Annotated in this window: 3 protein-coding genes; 2 read left to right on the top strand and 1 reads right to left on the bottom strand. The window is 70.5% G+C overall.

Annotated features, from left to right (window positions below):
• The first annotated feature begins 178 nt into the window (after positions 1 to 178).
• Together WMF11_RS37920 and WMF11_RS37915 are read left to right on the top strand one after the other, a co-directional pair.
• Entirely contained in the window at positions 179 to 5,242 is a 5,064-nt protein-coding gene (locus WMF11_RS37920) for a protein kinase domain-containing protein (protein ID WP_437974249.1), read from the top strand.
• A 299-nt stretch (positions 5,243 to 5,541) separates the two neighbouring features.
• The gene (locus WMF11_RS37915) at positions 5,542 to 6,057 is read left to right on the top strand and encodes a GxxExxY protein (RefSeq protein ID WP_437974248.1); all 516 of its coding nucleotides are present in this window, start codon (positions 5,542 to 5,544) and stop codon (positions 6,055 to 6,057) included.
• A 209-nt stretch (positions 6,058 to 6,266) separates the two neighbouring features.
• On the opposite strand, the gene WMF11_RS37910 is transcribed toward WMF11_RS37915, so the two are convergent.
• Positions 6,267 to 17,315: an amino acid adenylation domain-containing protein gene (locus WMF11_RS37910; RefSeq protein ID WP_437974247.1), complete on the bottom strand. Its 11,049-nt coding sequence runs from the start codon at positions 17,313 to 17,315 to the stop codon at positions 6,267 to 6,269.
• Between the last annotated feature and the right edge of the window lie 385 nt (positions 17,316 to 17,700).

Below are 17,700 nucleotides of genomic sequence, written 5' to 3'. Positions count from 1 at the left end.
GCTCGGATCCGTTCGCCGCGCACGCTGGGTCCGGCGCGCTCCGAGATCGACTTCATGCCCGCACATTGTGGACGGGCTGCACCCGGGTTGGAGAGCACGGCGGCGCCGCGGCGGATTTCCCTCGAATGGCCGTGCGGACCGCTTGATGCAGCGCACAGAAGCGCTCTACAAGTAGTCCATGATCGGTATCCCCGGGTACACCCTGACAGGCCTCATCCACGAATCCGCTGCGTCGACCGTATACCGAGGATACCGCAACGAGGACCGGACCCCTGTCGCGGTCAAGCGCCTCAGGAACGAGCGCCCGGCGCCGGCCGAGATCGCGAGGCTTCGCTACGAGTACGCCATCGCCAAGGAGCTCGCGCTGCCCGGCGTGGTTCACGTCCTGGGCATCGTGAAGATCGGGGCGAGCCTGGCGCTCATCATGGAAGACGCCGGGGGCTGCACGCTCCATGAGCTCATCACGGCGCGCTCCCTCACCCTCAAAGACGCGCTCCGGATCGCGATATCCATCGCGAGCACGCTCGAATCCATTCATCGGGGCGGCGCGGTTCACATGGACATCAAGCCGCAGAACATCATCGTCGAACCGTCCACGTGGAACGCCAAGATCATGGACTTCGGCAGCGCCACCCGCCTCTCCCAGGAGGCACAGCGGCCGAGGAGCCCCGCCGCCTTCGAGGGCACCCTGGCGTATATGTCCCCGGAGCAGACCGGGCGGATGAACCGCGTTATCGACCTGCGCACGGACCTCTACTCCCTGGGGGTCACCCTGTACGAGATGGTGACGGGCAAGCTCCCTTTCCCGACGAAGGACCTCCTGGAGCTCGTGCACTGCCACATCGCCAGGCTCCCGCCGCCGCCGGCGCGGGTCTCGCCCGACGTGCCGCGCTCCGTCTCTGACATCATCATGAAGCTCCTGGCGAAGAGCCCCGATGATCGGTACCAGGGCGCCTACGGGCTCCGGATGGATCTCGCCGAGTGCCTCACGCAGCTCGAGGCGGCGTCGGCGATCGAGCCGTTCGAGCTCGGGCGCCACGATTACGTGGACGCGCTCCGGATCCCGCAGAAGGCCTACGGCCGCGAGGCGGAGCTCGCGGTCCTCGAAGGCGCGTGGCGGCGCGTCAGCCAGGGCGCGAGCGAGCTGCTCCTCGTGTCCGGCCACGCCGGTATCGGCAAATCGCTCCTCGTCGGCGAGATCCAGAAATCCATCGCGCAGGGCAAGGGGTACATCGTCGCTGGCAAGTTCGACCAGATCAACCGGACCGTCCCCTATGCGGCCGTGGCGCATGTCTTCCGGGAGCTCGTCCGAGCCCTGTTGACCGAGCCCGCGGAGGCGCTCGCGCTGTGGAAGGAGCGAATCGCGAACGCCGTCGGGCAGAACGGCCAGCACCTCGTCGACCTCATCCCCGAGCTCGAGCTCCTCCTCGGCCCGCAGCCCGGCGTCGAGCCGCTCGGACCGACCGAGGCGCAGGCCCGCTTCCACCTCGCGTTCCGGAAGTTCTGCAGCGCCATCCCCGCCCAGGAGCACCCCCTCGTCGTCTTCCTCGATGACCTGCAATGGGCGGATCCGGCCTCGCTCAAGCTCCTCGAGCAGCTCCTGACCGAGCCGGAGATCAAGCATTTCCTTGTGATCGGCGCGTACCGCCACAACGAGGTCGACGAGAGCCACCTCTTTTCGATCACCCTGGGGGAGCTGCGCAAGGCCGGGGTCGCCGTCGGCGACATCGACCTCAAGCCGCTCGAGTTTCCCGTCGTGACGCGGCTCCTCGCCGACACGCTCTCGTGCGACCCCGAGCGGGTCGAGCCGCTCGCGCGTCATGTGATGAGCAAGACCCACGGCAACCCGTTCTTCATGAACCAGTTCATGAGGGCGCTGCACGCCGAGAAGCTCGTCTCCTTCGATCCGGCCCGGCGCGAATGGACCTGGGACCTGCCGCGCATCCAGCAGATGAAGGTCACCGACAACGTCGTCGACTTCATGGCAGGCAGGCTCCTGGAGCTCGATGGGCGCGCGCAGCGCACCCTCACGCTCGCCGCGTGCATCGGCTATCGCTTCGACCTGAAGACGCTGGCGAGGGTGGCCGGCAGGCCGCGCCGCGAGGTCGCAGGCGAGCTGTCGGCGGCGCTCCGCGAGGGGCTGATCCTCGCCGTCGGCGCGGACTCCAGGTTCTTCGACGCGGCGCTGAGCGGGGCGATGACCGGCGAGGCGGACGAGCCGGAGCTCGCGCTCGACGCCGCCTACCGGTTCTTGCACGACCGGGTCCAGCAAGCGGCCTACCGGCTCCTCGACGAGCCCCGCAAGCAGGAGATCCACCTCCAGATCGGGCGGCTCATGCTCGCGGACAGCGACCCCGGCGGCATGGAGGGTGAGGTCTTCGAGGTCGCGACCCACATGAACCTCGGCATGCCGCGGATCACCGATCCGGGAGAGCGCGTCGCGCTGGCGCGCCTGAACCTCGAGGCGGGCAGGAGGGCGAAGGCCGGCGCGGCGTACGAGGCGGCCGTGGGCTACTTCGAGGCCGGCACGAGCGCGCTCGGCCCGGAGCGCTGGGACGCGCAGCACGATCTCACCTTCGCGCTGACCACCGGGCTCGCGGAGTGCCTCTGCCTGACAGGCCAGTTCGACGCCGGCGAGCGGCTGTTCGACGCGCTCCTCGAGCACGCGAGATCCCCGCTGGACGGCGCGCAGGTCCGCAACCTGCGCATGTCGTTCCACCTGATGCGCGGCGACCTCTCCGAGGTCGTGCGGTGCGGCCTCGAGGCCCTCGCGCTGCTCGGGGTCGACATCCCCGCGGCGGCCGAGGAGCAGCGCGCGCTGCTCGGCCGGGAGCTCGAGGCGATGCAGGCCCACCTCGCGAGCCGCCCGATCTCCGCACTTTTGGGGCTGCCCACCGTCGCCGATCCAGAGAAGCAGACCATCCTCCGTCTCCTCGCCGACATGACGCAGCCCGCCTCCGCGCTCGGGCTGCCGGTGCTCGGTCCGCTCACGCTCATCATGCAGATCAACCTCGCGGTGGAGTGCGGCACCTCGAGCACCACGGCGTACGCGTGCGTGCTCTATGCGGCGCTCCTGATCGACGGCGTCTTCGAGCCGAGGACCACCGACGACCGGTACAAGGAAGCCTACCAGTTCGCCAGGGTCGGTATCGAGCTGAACGAGCGGATCCCCAACCAGCGCATCACGTGCATGCTCCTCCTGACCTTCGCGTGCATTCTCCATTTCTTCGAGCCGCTCCGGGACACGGTGAAGCTCCTGGCCCGCTCCCGGCAGGCCGGCCTCGAGTCGGGAGATCTGGCGTACGCGTCGTACTGCTGCATTCACATGATCTCGGCGAGCCTGAGCCTCGGCGACGATCTCGGCGGGGTGGCCGGCGAGATCGAGCAGGATCTCGCGCTCATGCGGAAGACGAACGAGAAGCTCACGACGCTCATCCTCACGTGCGCAAGGCAGGTCGTCGCGAACCTCACGGGCGGCACCGCCGGGGCGCACACCCTGAGCGACGGCACCTTCGACGAGGCCGCCTTCGCCAGCATGATCTCGGTCCCGGAGCTCACCTATGTGGCCGCCTGGTACCACACGCAAAAGGTCCAGCTGGCCTACCTCCACGGCGACCACGGCGCCGCGCGCGCGCTCATGGCCGCCGCGGAGAAGATGACCGCCGGCTGCGTGAACAACTTCTGGGCGACCGAGCTCGTCTTCTATTCGTGTCTGATCCTCGCCGCCTCGTGCGACGGCGCGCCGGCCTCCGAGAAGGAGCGGCTCGTGGCGGCGCTGTCGGCGCACCGGGAGAAGCTCGCCCGCTGGGCCGAGCTCTGCCCCCGGACCTACGCGCACAAGCATCTCCTCGCCGAGGCGGAGATCGCGCGCATTTCGGGCGGCGACCGGCACGCCGTGGCGCAGCTCTATGACAGGGCGATCGAGGGCGCCGAGGAGGCCGGGTTCACGCGCGACCAGGCGCTGGCGAGCGAGCTCGCCGGGAAGTTCCACCACGCGAACGGCCTCACCCGGAGCGCGCGCGCCCACATGACCGACGCCCACCACGGCTACATGCAGTGGGGAGCGACCGCCAAGGCGGACCGACTGGCGGCCGAGGTGCCGCAGCTCGTGCAGAAGATCGCGCTCACGTCGGCGCCGCCTGGCATGCTGGAGCACGCTCGGGCCGCGGTCCAGACCACCTCGACGACGAGGCTCAGCACCAGCGTGCTCGACGTCGAGGCGGTCATCCGGGCCGCTCAGGCCATCGCCGGCGAGGTCGTCCTCGAGAGCGTGGTCAGCCGGCTGCTCGACATCGCCATCCAGAACGCCGGCGCGAAGAAGGGGGTCCTCGTCCTGGAGCGCGATCATCAGCTGATGATCGAGGCGTCGATCACCGTGGATCCGAACGCTGTGAGGGTCGGCCTGCTGCTCCCCGTCGAGGGCAGCGCCGAGGTCCCGGCCTCGATCGTGCAGTACGTCGCGAGGACGATGCAGCCGGTGGTCCTCGCGGACGCGAGCCATGAGCCTCGCTTCGCCGCGGACGCGTACGTCGCCGCGAACAACCCGAGATCGATCCTCTGCCTGGCGATGGTGCACCAGGGGCGCGCGAACGGCGTTCTTTATCTGGAGAACAACACGGCGACCAACGTGTTCACGCCGGCCCGACTGGAGCTCTCGAAGCTCCTCCTGGCGCAGGCGGCGACCGCGGTGGAGAACGCCGTGCTCTACGCGAACCTGCACAGGCGCACGGAGTCGCTGCGCGTCGCCGAGGAGCAGCTCAGGGTCGAGTTCTCGGCGCGGGAGCGGAGCGAGCACGCCCGCGCCGAGCTCCAGGAGGAGATCATCCGCGTGCAGAGCGCCCGCCTGGCGGAGCTCTCCACGCCCATCATCCCGATCACCGACCGGATCATGGTCATGCCGCTCATCGGGATGATGGACCGGCAGCGGGCGGAGCAGGTGCTCTGCACGGCGCTTCAGGGGGTCGAATCGAGCGGCGCCGAGGTCGTGATCATCGATATCACCGGCGTGAGGACGGTCGACGGCGACGTCGCGAGCACCCTGATGAACGCCGCCGTCGCCCTCCGGCTGCTCGGGGCGCAGGCGGTGATCACGGGCATCCGCCCGGACGTCGCACAGACGCTCATTCGCCTGCAGATCGACCTCGGCGCGGTGGTCACGCAGGGGACGCTCCAGAGCGGCATCGCCTACGCCCTGCAGCGGGTGGGGAGCCGCGGCGCGCCCCTCGGAACGCGCGCGCGGTGAGGGGCGGCCGGGGCGGTCGGGGCGGCGCGTTGCCCCATCCAGGATCGATTTGGCGCCAAACCGGGGCGCTCGTGCAGACTCCCGGGGTTTGGGTGGGCGGGAGACAGAGAAAGAGAGAGTACACAGGGAGGCGGGGAGGCGGGGAGGCGAGAGAGAGTACAGACAAGGGCGGAGGCGAGAGATGGATAGCATCGTTCGAGCTCGCTCGGGGCCGGCTGCCTCCAAGTCGCTCGTTTTGTAGGGGGGCGGGGGACGTCAATTCTGCGCAACTGAGTCTGGCTCCGCGTCGACATGCGGGTATGAACACAGAGTCGGCGATAGGGAGATTGTGGGAGCTATCCGAGCGAGTCATCGGAGCGTGCATCGAGGTGCATCGCCACCTCGGTCCCGGGCTTCTGGAGTCCGCCTACGAACAATGCTTGTGCCATGAACTGTCGCTCACCGGTTTGAGCTTCGCGAGACAAAGGCCGCTGCCGGTGATCTATAAGGGAGTTATGCTCGACTGTGGCTATCGACTCGACGTTGTTGTCGAGGAGAAGCTCGTGCTAGAACTCAAGGCCGTCGATCACCTGCTGCCAGTCCATGAAGCTCAGGTGCTCACATACCTGAAGCTGACGGACCTGGACGTCGGACTACTCGTCAACTTCAACACGCCGGTGCTTCGCCGCGGGATCCGCCGCCTGGTACGCCGCGGCACGGAGGCTGTGCGGCTCGCCCGGTTGCGCATCGAAGACGACCACTCCGGCACCACGAGCCGCCCGGCATCGACCGAACCCGAAGCAGCCGGCGCTGAGACTGCTGATTCGAACGACTGATCTCGGCTCTCGCCTCCCCGCCTCCCCGCCTCCCTGTGAATCTCTCCCTCTCCGGGGGCCGGGGCGTGGCGGACGCACAGCCGGAGGCGGCGCGCGTGGGTGACACGGCGCGGCCGCCTCATCAGGAGGTTGCCGGACACAACCCGGGCCGGGGGCTCGGCAAGATCTCCTGCCGAGCCAGGGACGAACTCAGTCGCCGAGGACCCAGCTCAGTGTGACGGCGGCCCGCTCTCGGGCACGCTCTCCGCGCCGAGCGGCCTGGCCCTCGACCTCCGGAGCGACCGCCCCTCGAGCGGGTCGGCGAGCGGGGGCCTGACCGCGGCCGCGATGCGCTGCTGGATCGCGCGGGCGACGTGCGCGACGTGGGGCGGATCCATCATCGTGAAATGGTTGCCAGGCACCACCTGGAGCGCAAACTCCCCTCGCGCGAGGTCCATCCAGGCATGGACGGCGGCCGCGTCTTCCGGGCTGATCTGCTCCCGCGCGCGCAGGAACAGGACGCTGGCGTCCGTCGGCTGCGGCGCGTAGCTCGAGAGCGCCTGCCACGTGCTCGTGACCTCGGCGCGGAGCCGCGCGTCGTCCTCCATGGCCGCCATGAAGCCGCGGTATCTCTGCGACGCGATCGCCTGGATCTTCGCCATCTCGTGGCCCAGGGCGCTCGCCGGAGAGCGGTCGCTCGCTCCCTGTACGCTGCCCGTGTCCAGCAGCAGCAGCAAAGGCACCTTGCGCCCCTGCGCGAGCAGCTGCTGCGCCATCTCGTACGCGACCACGCCGCCGGCCGAATGCCCGCCCAGGAGGTACGGACCCTCGGGCCTGACGCTCAGGATCTCCTCCACGTACCGGGCCGCGATCGCGGGGACGGACATGGCGCTCATGAAGCTCGGCTCGTTCGGATCCGCCCCGGTGGGTTGAATCCCGTAGACGGGCAGCTCGCCGCCCAGGCGCTGCACCAGGGGCCGATAGAGGTGCACCGTGCCGCCGAGCGGCGGGATCAGGAACAGCGGCGTGGCGTCCGGCGCCCCCGCCTGCAGCGAGACGAGGAGCTGTCCGGCAGCGCGCCTGGCCGTGAGGACCGCGGCGCTCCCGCTCCGCTGCGTCATCGCGGGGCTCAGGGGCGCCGGCGAGCTCGGAGGCAGCGCTTCCCGGACGCGCTCGGTGAGCACCGCGACCGAGGGAGGCCCCGACGGCTCCGGCGGACTCCAGATCTTCGACGGCAGGGATCGCTCCGTGGCCGGGCCCACGGTGCAGGTGGTGTCGAGCATGTGAGCGGTGCGCTCGAACGGGTACGTGGGGAGCGGCACGCGCCTCCGGCGCTCGTCCCGGGAGAACGCGGCCCAGTCCACGTCGACGCCGGCGCACCAGAGCCGGCCCACCGCGACGAGCAACGCCTCGAGGTCGCCGGCGCCCTCGCCCGGGCCCGCCAGGGTGGTCGCGACCCGTCGCTCCGCGTCCGGGTGCCGCGACGCCACGGAGGCCAGGGTGGAGCCGGGCCCGACCTCGAGGAGGGCGCGATCGGCCGACGCGAGCAGCGCGGCGATGCGATGGTCGGGGCCAGCGGAGCTCGTGGCCTCCTCCTCCGCGCGCCCGCGCAGCGCGACCCGCACGACCGCGTCGTCGAGCGAGAGCGTGCCGGCGACGCACGCGGCGGCGACCTCGCCCACGCCATGCCCGAACAGCGTGGCCGGGCGGATCCCCCACGACATCAGGAGCTGCGCCAGGGCGACCTCGGTCGAGAAGAGGGCGGCCGCGGCCACGCTGAAGCGCGGAGAGCCGATCTCCGCGCCCCCGCGGGCGCGCTCCTGCGCCTCGGGGAAGAGCCAGTCGCGGAGATCGACCGACAGCTCGCGGCGGAAGAGCTCGGCGCATTCGTCCAAGCTCTCGCGGTAGGCGCGCTCCTGCAGGTAGAGCTCGCGCCCCATGCCGGCATGCTCCGCGCCCGCGCCGGGGAACAGGAAGACGACCTCCGGAGGCCGCCTGCCGGCGACCTGCGTGAAGACGCGGGCGGGGTCGCGCCGATCGAGGAAGGCCGCGCCCGAGGCCGGATCCGCGCACACCACCGCGCGGCGGTGCGCGAAAGGCACCCTGCCGCGCTGCAGCGTGAACGCGACGTCGGCGAGCGAGCTCTCTGACGCGCGCCGCAGGTGCTCGGCCAGCCGATCGGTGCTCCTCTCGAGCGCGGCGCTCGTCTTCGCCGAGACGACGAGCAGCTGGCAGCGCCTGGACGGGCCGGACGGCGCCGTCTCCGGCGCCTCCTCGAGCACGGCGTGCGCGTTCGTGCCGCCGATGCCGAAGGCGCTCACCGCGGCGCGGCGCGGGGCTCCGCCGCGCTTCCATGCGCGCGGCGCGGAGTTGACGAAGAACGGGCTGCTCGCGAGATCGAGCTCGGGGCTGGGCCGGCGGAAATGGAGCGTCCCGGGGATGAGCTCGTGCTCCAGCGAGAGCGTCGCCTTGATGAGGCCGGTCACCCCGTTCGCCGCGCGGAGGTGGCCGAGGTTGCTCTTCACCGAGCCGAGCGCGCAGAAGCCGACCTGATCGGTCGCCTTCCGGAACACCCGCGCCAGCGCGGCCACCTCGATCGAGTCGCCGAGCCGCGTGCCCGCGCCGTGCGTCTCCACGTACGTGATGCTCTCCGGGCTCACGCCGGCAGCGGCGTGGGCCCGCGCGAGGGTCTCGACCTGCCCCTCCAGGCTCGGCGCCGTGTAACCCACCTTGAGCGCGCCGTCGTTGGTGACGGCGGATCCGCGGATCACGGCGTGGATCGTGTCACCGTCGTCCAGCGCGTCCTTCAGCCGCTTGAGGACGACGAGGCCGACTCCGCTGCTCGCCACGATGCCGCTCGGCTCGGCGTCGAAGGGCCGGCAATGGCCGTCGGGCGAGGTGACCCGGCCTTCCTCGTAGAGGTAGCCGATCCTCTTCGGCGTGAGGATGCCGACGCCTCCCGCGAGGACCATGTCGCTCTCCCGGGTGAGGAGGCTCTGGCAGCCGAGGTGCACGGCGACGAGCGACGTCGAACAGGCCGTCATGACGCTCACCGCGGGCCCCCGGAGCCCCAGCTTGTAGGCCACGCGCGTGGTCAGGGAGTCGGTCACGTTCCCGGTATAGATCCGGTGGTGCTCCGAGTTCGGCGCGGCCGGGAGCGGCCCGACCTGCTCGATCCAGTAGCTCGGCGCGTCGCTCCCGGCGAATACGCCGATCGGCTTCGGGTAGGCGAGCGGGTTGTAGCCGGCGCTCTCCATCGCCTCCCAGGCGCATTCGAGGAAGACGCGCTGCTGCGGGTCCATGAGCACGGCGTCCTGCGCGCTGTAGCCGAAGAACGCCGCGTCGAAGCACATGACGTCCTCGATCACGCCGGCCGCAGGAATGAACCCGGGCGACCGGTAGAGCTCCGACTCCACCCCGAGCGCCTTCAGCTCCTCGATTGAAAGGAAGGAGATCCCCTCGCCCCCGCGCTCGAGCATCGACCACAGCGCGTCGACGCTGCGCGCCTTCGGGAAGCGACCCGCCATTCCGATGATGGCGATGGCGTTCTCGGGGAGCGCCTCCCGCGCGGGCGCTCCGGTCGCGGGGGCCGCGGCGCCGCGCTCGCGTCCGGAGGCCGCGCCCTCTCCCGGGGCGGCCGCCCGAGAGCCCCTCTTCAGACGTGCAGAGAGGCTGCGGATCGTCGGGTACTGGAACAGCTCCATGAGGGGCACGTCCTCGCCGAGCCGCGCCCGGATCCCCGCGCGAACCCGGGCGAGGAGCAGCGAGTGACCGCCGATCTCGAAGAATGGATCGTCGAGGCCGACCTCGTCGATGCCGAGCACCTGGCGCCAGATCTCGGAGACGATCACCTCGATGTTCGAGGCGGGCGCGGGGGGCTCCGCCCGCGGCTCGGGTCTCGCGCGATCGTCGGCCGGAAGGGCCCCGATATCGACCTTCCCGTTCGCGGTGAGCGGCAGCGCGTCGAGCTTCACGAAGGCGGCCGGAACCATGTAATCGGGGAGCTTCGCCGCGGCGAGCTCGCGCAGGCCTTGAGGCATGACGCGCGCCTTCTGCCTCCGGAGAGGGCTGTTCGCGAGCGACCGGGCCGGCGAGGTCTCCCCGGGCCGCGCCTGGACCCAGGCGCGCGGCCGCGGCGCGCCGCCCTTCGAGCGTTCGACCGCGCGTTCGACCGAGCGTTCGAAGAGCACGTCCATGCAGCCTGGGCCCGAGGTCCTCGACGCGGTGATCCGGACCGAGCAGCCGAGGCGCGCGCCGAGCGCCCACAGCGCCTCCGGCTCGACCGCGGCCGCCGCGCTCCGAGCAGCGAGCTCGGCGCGGTCCAGCTCGGCGCCGCCCCCTTCCCGCAGCCGGCTCGCGGCGACCACGTCGGCGTATACGCGCGCGTTCGGGATCCCCGGGACCAGAAGCGCGCCGGAGCCCCCCTCGCGCAGCGCTCGCTCGACGCCCGCGAGGCCCTCCGAGGCAGCCCAGTCCAGGGATCGGCCGATGGCGATGGGCTCGGGCGCCACGCCCACGTGCAGGACCACGTCGTAGCGGAAGCGCGTCATCTCGTCGGCGCCCGAACCCCGCTTGAGCCAGCACTCCACGTGCTCCACGCCCGGGACCTGGCCGGTCAGCGCGTGAAAGAACTCGGGCGCGAGGACGAGCTCTTCCTCGCCGAGGGCCGCCCGCCGCGCCCTGGCAAAGAGCTCGGCCGAGGTCACGCCCGCGGGCGCGCGGTGAAGCTGCACCGAGGTGTGAAACGCCTCGAGCAGGGGAAGGCTCCTGATGTCGCCAAGGAACACGACGCCTCCGGGCGCCGCCGCGCGCACGGCGCCCTCGATCACCGAGCGCAGGTAATCGGCGCTGGGGAAATACTGGACGATCGAGTTCAAGACGATCACGTCGAAGCTGCCCGGCTCGACGCCGCTGAAGTCGTTCGCCTCCCGGCGCTGCAGCGACACATGCGAGAGCGTGCCGCGCGCGAGCTCGGGGCGGAGCAGCGTTATCGCCTTCTCCGAGAAATCGGTCCCCAGGTAGGCGGCGCACTGCGGGGCCAGCTGCAGGAGCAGGAGCCCCGTCCCACAGCCGATCTCCCATGCCCGGCGCGGCTGGAACGAGAGGATCCGCTCGACCGTGTGATCCCGCCATGCGCGCATCGCTCCGGCGTCGATGGGCTCTCCGGTGTAGCTGCTGTTCCAGCCCGTGATGTTGAAGCCCGGATCCACGCCGTCGCCGGCCTTCCCGTAGGTGCCGTCGTACAGCGCCTGCCACGCCGAGACGTGCTCCGCTTGCAGGGCCGGGGCCTGATCCGCGGCGCCGCCGTCGTCGAGGCGAGGGATGACGTAGGCGACGAGCCGCTTGTTGCCCGGCGCGTCTTCCCGCGCCACCACGACGGCCTCTTCCACGGCGGGGTGCTCTCGCAGCACGGCCTCGATCTCGCCGAGCTCGATACGGTAGCCGCGGATCTTCACCTGGTTGTCGACCCGCCCCAGGAACTCGATGTTTCCGTCAGCGAGCCACCGGGCGCGATCGCCGGTGCGGTACATGCGCGCGTCCGGCTCGTCCGTGAACCGGTCGGGGAGGAACCTCGCTTCATTGAGCTCGGGCCGGTTCAGGTACCCGCGGGCGACGCCGGCGCCTCCCAGGTAAAGCTCGCCGGGGACGCCCACCGGGACGAGCTCACCGAGCGGATCGAGGAGGTAAACCCGCATGTTGTCGATGGGGCGGCCGATCGACGGGTCGGGGGTCGCAGCCCCGCTGCTCGGCCGCGCCCTCGACACGACACAGGAGGTCGCGACGACGGTCCCCTCGGTCGGACCGTAGTTGTTCACGACCTCGAAGGGGAGCCCTGCGCCTGGCCAGACGCGGAGCTTGTCTCCTCCGGTGAGCAGGTACCGGAGCGCGACGGAAGCAGGCCAGTCGAGGCGCAGGAGCTCCTCGGCCACCGGCGTCGGCAAGAACGAGACGGTGATCCCTCGCGCGAGGAGCCACGCCTTCAGCTCGTCCGGGGAGCGGCGGAGCGGCTCCCCCGGGATGAACAGGCACGCTCCCGCGCACAGGTACGGCCAGAGCTCCCATACCGACGCATCGAAACCAGGGCTCGCGACGAGGGTCGCGCGATCCGCGGAGGTGACGGCGAAGCGCCGCACGTGCCACGCGACCAGGTTCATGAGGCTCCGGTGCTCCACGAGCACGCCCTTCGGGCGGCCCGTCGAGCCCGACGTGTAGATGGCATAGGCCAGATCCCCGGGGCCCGCGCACGCCGGAGGGGGCGACCCGTCGCGCGCTGCCATCTCCGGCCAGTCGGCGTCGAGGCGGATCACCGCGCCCGCGAACGGCGGGAGGCGATCGGCGAGGCGCTCCTGCGTGAGGAGCACCGGCGCCCCGGAGTCCTCGAGGAGGAACGCCAGCCGCTCTCTCGCGATCTCCGCGTCCACAGGGAGATACGCCGCGCCCGCCTTGAGGACTCCGACGATCCCGACCACCATCTCCAGCGAGCGCTCCGCGCAGATCGCGACCAGGGACTCGGGCGCGACGCCCAGCTCGAGCAGGCGGCGCGCGAGCTGGTTCGCCCGGCGATCGAGCTCCCCGTACGTGAGCGAGCCGCGATCGGACACGACCGCGGCGGCGTGCGGCGCGCGCGCCGCCTGCTCCTCGAACAGATCCAGGACGCAAAGGTCGCGAGGGAAATCGGCGCCGGTGTCGTTCCAATCGACGAGCAGCCGGCGCCGCTCGCGCTCCGGGAGCAGCGGCATCGACGAGACGGAGCGCGCTGGGTCCGAGGTCGCGGCGGCGAGGAGCGTGAAGAGGTGACTCAACAACCGCTCCATCGTCGCCCGCTCGAAGAGGTCGGTGCTGTACTCCAGCATCCCGGCGACGCCGCCGGCGCTCTCCCAGGCATAGAGCGAGACGTCGAAGATCGTCTTCCTCGTGTCCGTGTCGATGGCGCGCGCCTCGATCCCGCCGAGGTGGAGCTCGCGCTCCGCGGGCGGCTGCGGCGCGAACACGATCTGCACGAGAGGGCTGTAGCTCGGGTCGCGCTCCGGCTGGAGCTCCTGGACGAGCCGCTCGAACGGGAGCCCGTCGTGCGCGTAGGCGTCCAGGCACACGTCCCTCACGCGGCGGAGCAGCTCCTCGAACGACGGCCCACCGGAGACGTCGATCCGGATGGGGACCACATTGACGAAGAAGCCGATCGCCGCCTCGAGATCGGCGCGATCCCGGCCCGCGCTCGGCAGGCCGACAAGGAGGTCGTCGCGTTGCGTTGTGCGGTGGAGCAGGACGGCGAACACGGCCAGGAGGACCATGTTCACGGTCACGTTGTTTCGCGCGCCGAGGTCCCGGACCGCCCTTCCGACCTCCGGATCGAGCTGGAACGGCAGGGTCGCGCCGCGGAAGGTCTGGACCGCCGGCCGGACGTGATCGCTCGGCAGCTCGAGCAAGGGCGGCACGTCGAGGAGCCTCTGCTTCCAGCCGGCGAGCAGCTCCGACAGGACCTCTTCGGTCATCTGCTCGCGCTGCCACGAGGCGAAATCGGCGTACTGGAGCGGCGCGTCCGGCAGCGCCGCCGGAGCCCCCCGGCAGAAGGCATCGTAGAGCGCCGCGATCTCACGGTAAGCGACCTCGAGCGACCAGCCGTCGACGGCGATGTGGTGGATGTGCAACCAGAGGACGTGATCCCGAGGCCCGAGCCGGAGCAGCCCTGCGCGGAAGACGGGGCCGCGCTTCAGATCGAAGATCCTCTGGGCTTCCGACGAGAGGTGCTGCTCCGCCTGGGCCTCGCGCTCCTCCCCGGAGAGGTGCTGGAGATCCGCGACCTCGAGCCGGAAGGCGGCGTCCTCGGCGACGATCTGGACGGGCTGGCCGTCGAGCTCCGTGTAGACCGTGCGCAGGATCTCGTGTCTGCGGACGAGCTCACGGAGGCTCCTGTCGAGCGCAGGGACGTGGATGTCTCCGGCGAGGCGGAAGGGACAGAAGCAATTGTAGGCCCTGCTCTCCGGCGCGAGCCGGTGGAGGAACCACATGCGCTCCTGCGCGAACGACAGGGGGATCGATCCCGCTCGGGCGCCTCTCGGAATGGCCTGATCGCCCCGAGCCGCGGCGCGCTCCTCTCCGCTGATCAGCGCCGCGAGCGCGGCGATGGTCGGGTGGGCGAAGAGCTGCTGGAAGGTGACGTCGATCCCGAAGGCGCCGCGCAAGCGGGAAAACAGCCGGAGCGCGTGCAGCGAGTCGCCGCCCAGCGCGAAGAAGCTGTCGTGCACGCCGGCGTGATCGACGCGCAGGAGCTCCTTCCAGAGGTGCGCCAGCTCCTCTTCCAGCTCGGAGCGCGGCCCGAGGAGCGCGCCCCGGAGCTCCGGACGAGCGCCGCTCGGCGCGGGAAGCGCCTTGCGGTCGAGCTTCCCGTTCGGCGTGGTGGGGAACGACGCGAGCAGCACGATCGCGGACGGGACCATGAAACTCGGCAAACGGCTCTCGAGAAAGGCGAGGAGCGCCGGAGCCAGCACGCGCTCGTCGCTCGCCGGGTCGCCCTGGCTCGTCCGGTGAGGGACGGCGTAGGCAACGAGCGTCTTTTCCCCGGGCGCGTCTTCGCGCGGCACAACGATGGCCTCGCGTACCTCGGGGTGCTGGGCCAGCACCGACGCGATCTCGCCCACCTCGACGCGGTGGCCGCGGATCTTCGCCTGGTCGTCGACCCGACCGAGGTACTCGAGGTCTCCCGACGGGAGATAGCTCGCGAGATCACCTGTCCTGTACAGGCGAGCGCCTGGGTCGTCGCTGAACGGGTGCTCGATGAACCGCTCCTGCGTGAGCTCGGGCCGGCGGAGGTAGCCGCGCGCGAGGCCCGCGCCGCCGACGTGAATCTCTCCGGGGACGCCGACCGGGACGAGCGCGCGGTTGCGATCGAGGAGGAGCACCTGCGTATCGGGGACCGCGCGGCCGATCCTGCTCGACCAGGGCCGCTCGAGATCGGACAGGCCGACAGGGCGGTAGGTGACGAACATGGTGGTCTCGGTGGGTCCGTAGAGGTTGAGGATCGCGGGCACCCTGTCGCCGTGGCGCTCCCACCACGGCTTCAGCGCGGTCACGTCGAGGGCCTCACCGCCGCAGATCACGAGCCGGAGCGCGAGTCGCTCTCTGGCCTCCGGCTCGATCGTCTCCTCGGCGTGGACGAGCAGGCGGAACGCCGACGGCGTCTGGGTGAGCACCGTCACCCCCTCCTCGCCGAGGAGCCTGTAGAACAGCTGCGGCGCGTGGATCACCGGCCGCGGCACGACGACGAGGCGACTGCCGTGGAGGAGCGCGCCCCAGATCTCGAAGACGGAAATGTCGAAGGCGAACGAGTGGAACGTCGTCCACACGTCCTGATCGCCGAAGCGGAACCATCCGGCGGTGGTGTCGAACAGGCGAAGGACGTTGGCGTGGCTGACCATCACGCCCTTGGGCTTCCCGGTCGATCCCGAGGTGTAAATGATGTACGCGAGGTTCTCCGGACCCTCGTTCGGCGAGGGCGCCACCTTGTTGTCGGGCTGCCGGTCGATCATGGCCCGATCCGCGTCGAGGCACACCACCCTCGCGCTCCCGCTCCGGAGCCGGGAGGCGAAGCGCTCCTCGGTGAGGATCACGGGGACGCCGGCATCTTCGAGCAGGAAGGCGAGCCGGTCCGCCGGATAAGAGGGATCGAGCGGGACATAGGCGCCCCCGGACTTGAGGACGCCGAGCAGCGCCACGATCATCTCGAGTGATCGTTCCAGGCAGACGCCGATCGGGACCTCGGGCCCCGCGCCGCTCTCCCGGAGGAGGTGGGCTATCTGGTTGCTCCTTCGATCCAGCTCGGCATAGGTGAGACGCTGTCGCTCGAACACCACCGCCACCGCGGACGGGGAGCGCCGGGCGTGCGCCTCGACCCGCTCGTGCATCCGATCGCGCGGCGGCTCGAACACCTCGCCGTGGTTCCACGCGAGCAGCGCGCGGCGCTCCTCCTCGGTCAGGATCGGCAGCTCCGAGACGCGCTGCTCCGGGTCGCCCGCCGCCCCGCGGAGCAGCACCGCCCAGTGCCCGAGGAGCCGCTCGACCGTCGCGCGCTCGAAGAGGTCTCGATTGTAATCGGCGCGCGCGAAGAGGCCTGCGTCCGTCTCCTCGACGCGGACGGCGAGCTCGAAGGCCACCTCGGTCGCCTCGAGCGCCACCTCGGTCAGCGTGAGCAGAGGGCCTCGCTTCGGCTCCAGCATGCTCGACCCGCTGGAGAAGATAACCTGGACGAGCGGCGCGCGGCTTGGATCCCGCGGCAGCGAGAGCTGCTCGACCAGAGAGGTGAAGGAGAGATCCCCGTTCTCGCTCCCCTCCTGCAGGGATCGGCCCACTTGACGCAGGAGCGCGCGGAAGCTCGGGTCCGCGCCCAGCCTGCCCCGTACGGCTACGAGATTACCGAATGCCCCGATGAGTCCTCGGGTCTCCTCGTCTCGTCCGGACAGCGGAACACCGATGAGGACGCCGTCCTGGCCGGTATGGCGGTGGAGCACGGCGTGCATTCCCGCGAGCAGGACGGCGTTCAGCGCCACGTCCTCCTCCCGGGCCAGCGCGCGGAGCTCTCGCACGAGCTCCCGATCGAGCGCGCGCTCCACCGAACCTCCGGCGAAGGTCCGCACCGCGGGCCGCGGCCGATCCGTCCGGATCTCCAGCGCTTCGGGTGCTCCCGAGAGCTCGCGGCGCCAGCGCGCGAGCTGCTGGTCGAGGAGCTCGGCGGTCCTGCGCTCCCGCTGCCGCCGTGCGTGGTCCTGGTAGCTTATCGGCGGCGCCGGCAGCTCGACGCCATGATAGCCGTCGAATAGCTCCGAAAAGAACAGCGCCACGCTCGGTTTGCCGTCCGAGACGAGGGGATGCATGGAGAGGGCGATGAGGTGGCGCCTCGAATGCACCCGGAGGAGGCTCACGCGCCAGAGGGGCCCGCGCTCCAGATCGAGGGGCAGAGCGATCTCCCGGCGGGCCATCGCGAGCGCGGCTCCATCCGAGGCGGGCTGCCCTTCGGCGCCGAGATCCACCTCGAGGAAGGCGATGTCTGCCCGCGGCGAGACGACCTGCACCGGCTGCCCCTCGTGCTCTGCGAAGGATGTCCTCAGGATCGCCTGACGCCCCGTGAGCTTCTCGATGGCATGGACCAGCCTGGGCACATCCAGCTCGCCGTCCAGCCACGCCGCGCCCCCTTCGTTCAAGCCCGGCGCGGCGCCTCGGCCCCGGCCGAGCAGCCAAGCACGTTCTTGCTCCAGAGAGAGCGGGTAATAGGAAATTTCGTTCATAGCAGATGACCTCCTTGTTGCTGATAGGGGTCGGTTGCATCGATGCGCGTGGAGCAACCGCGCGCCGCGTCGAGACGCTCGACGCGCGCACACCTGCGCGCACACCGTGCTTGCTGATCTGTCGTACGCTCCTCAGACATCAGGGCCGGCTGTCACCTGGGCAGGAGAAGCAGGCGCCAAGCTGGGCCAAAGCTTGTAAAAAATGCAGAAAAACGCTAAATCGATGTCGTCCGCGTCGCCAGGGGGCGCGACGCGGACGCTACGCAGTATGAAGTATGGACACCACGACGCCAGTGTGTATTTGGCGGAGGCGGGGGCTGGCGATTGATGGACGTTGTCTGAATTCGGGGATCTCGACCTCGTGCCTGCTCTTGTGGTCCGATAG

Source organism: Sorangium sp. So ce295 (assembly GCF_051527405.1).
GTDB classification, from domain to species: Bacteria; Myxococcota_A; Polyangia; order Polyangiales; family Polyangiaceae; genus Sorangium; species Sorangium cellulosum_B.
This window is presented reverse-complemented; position numbering and strand designations above follow the sequence as displayed.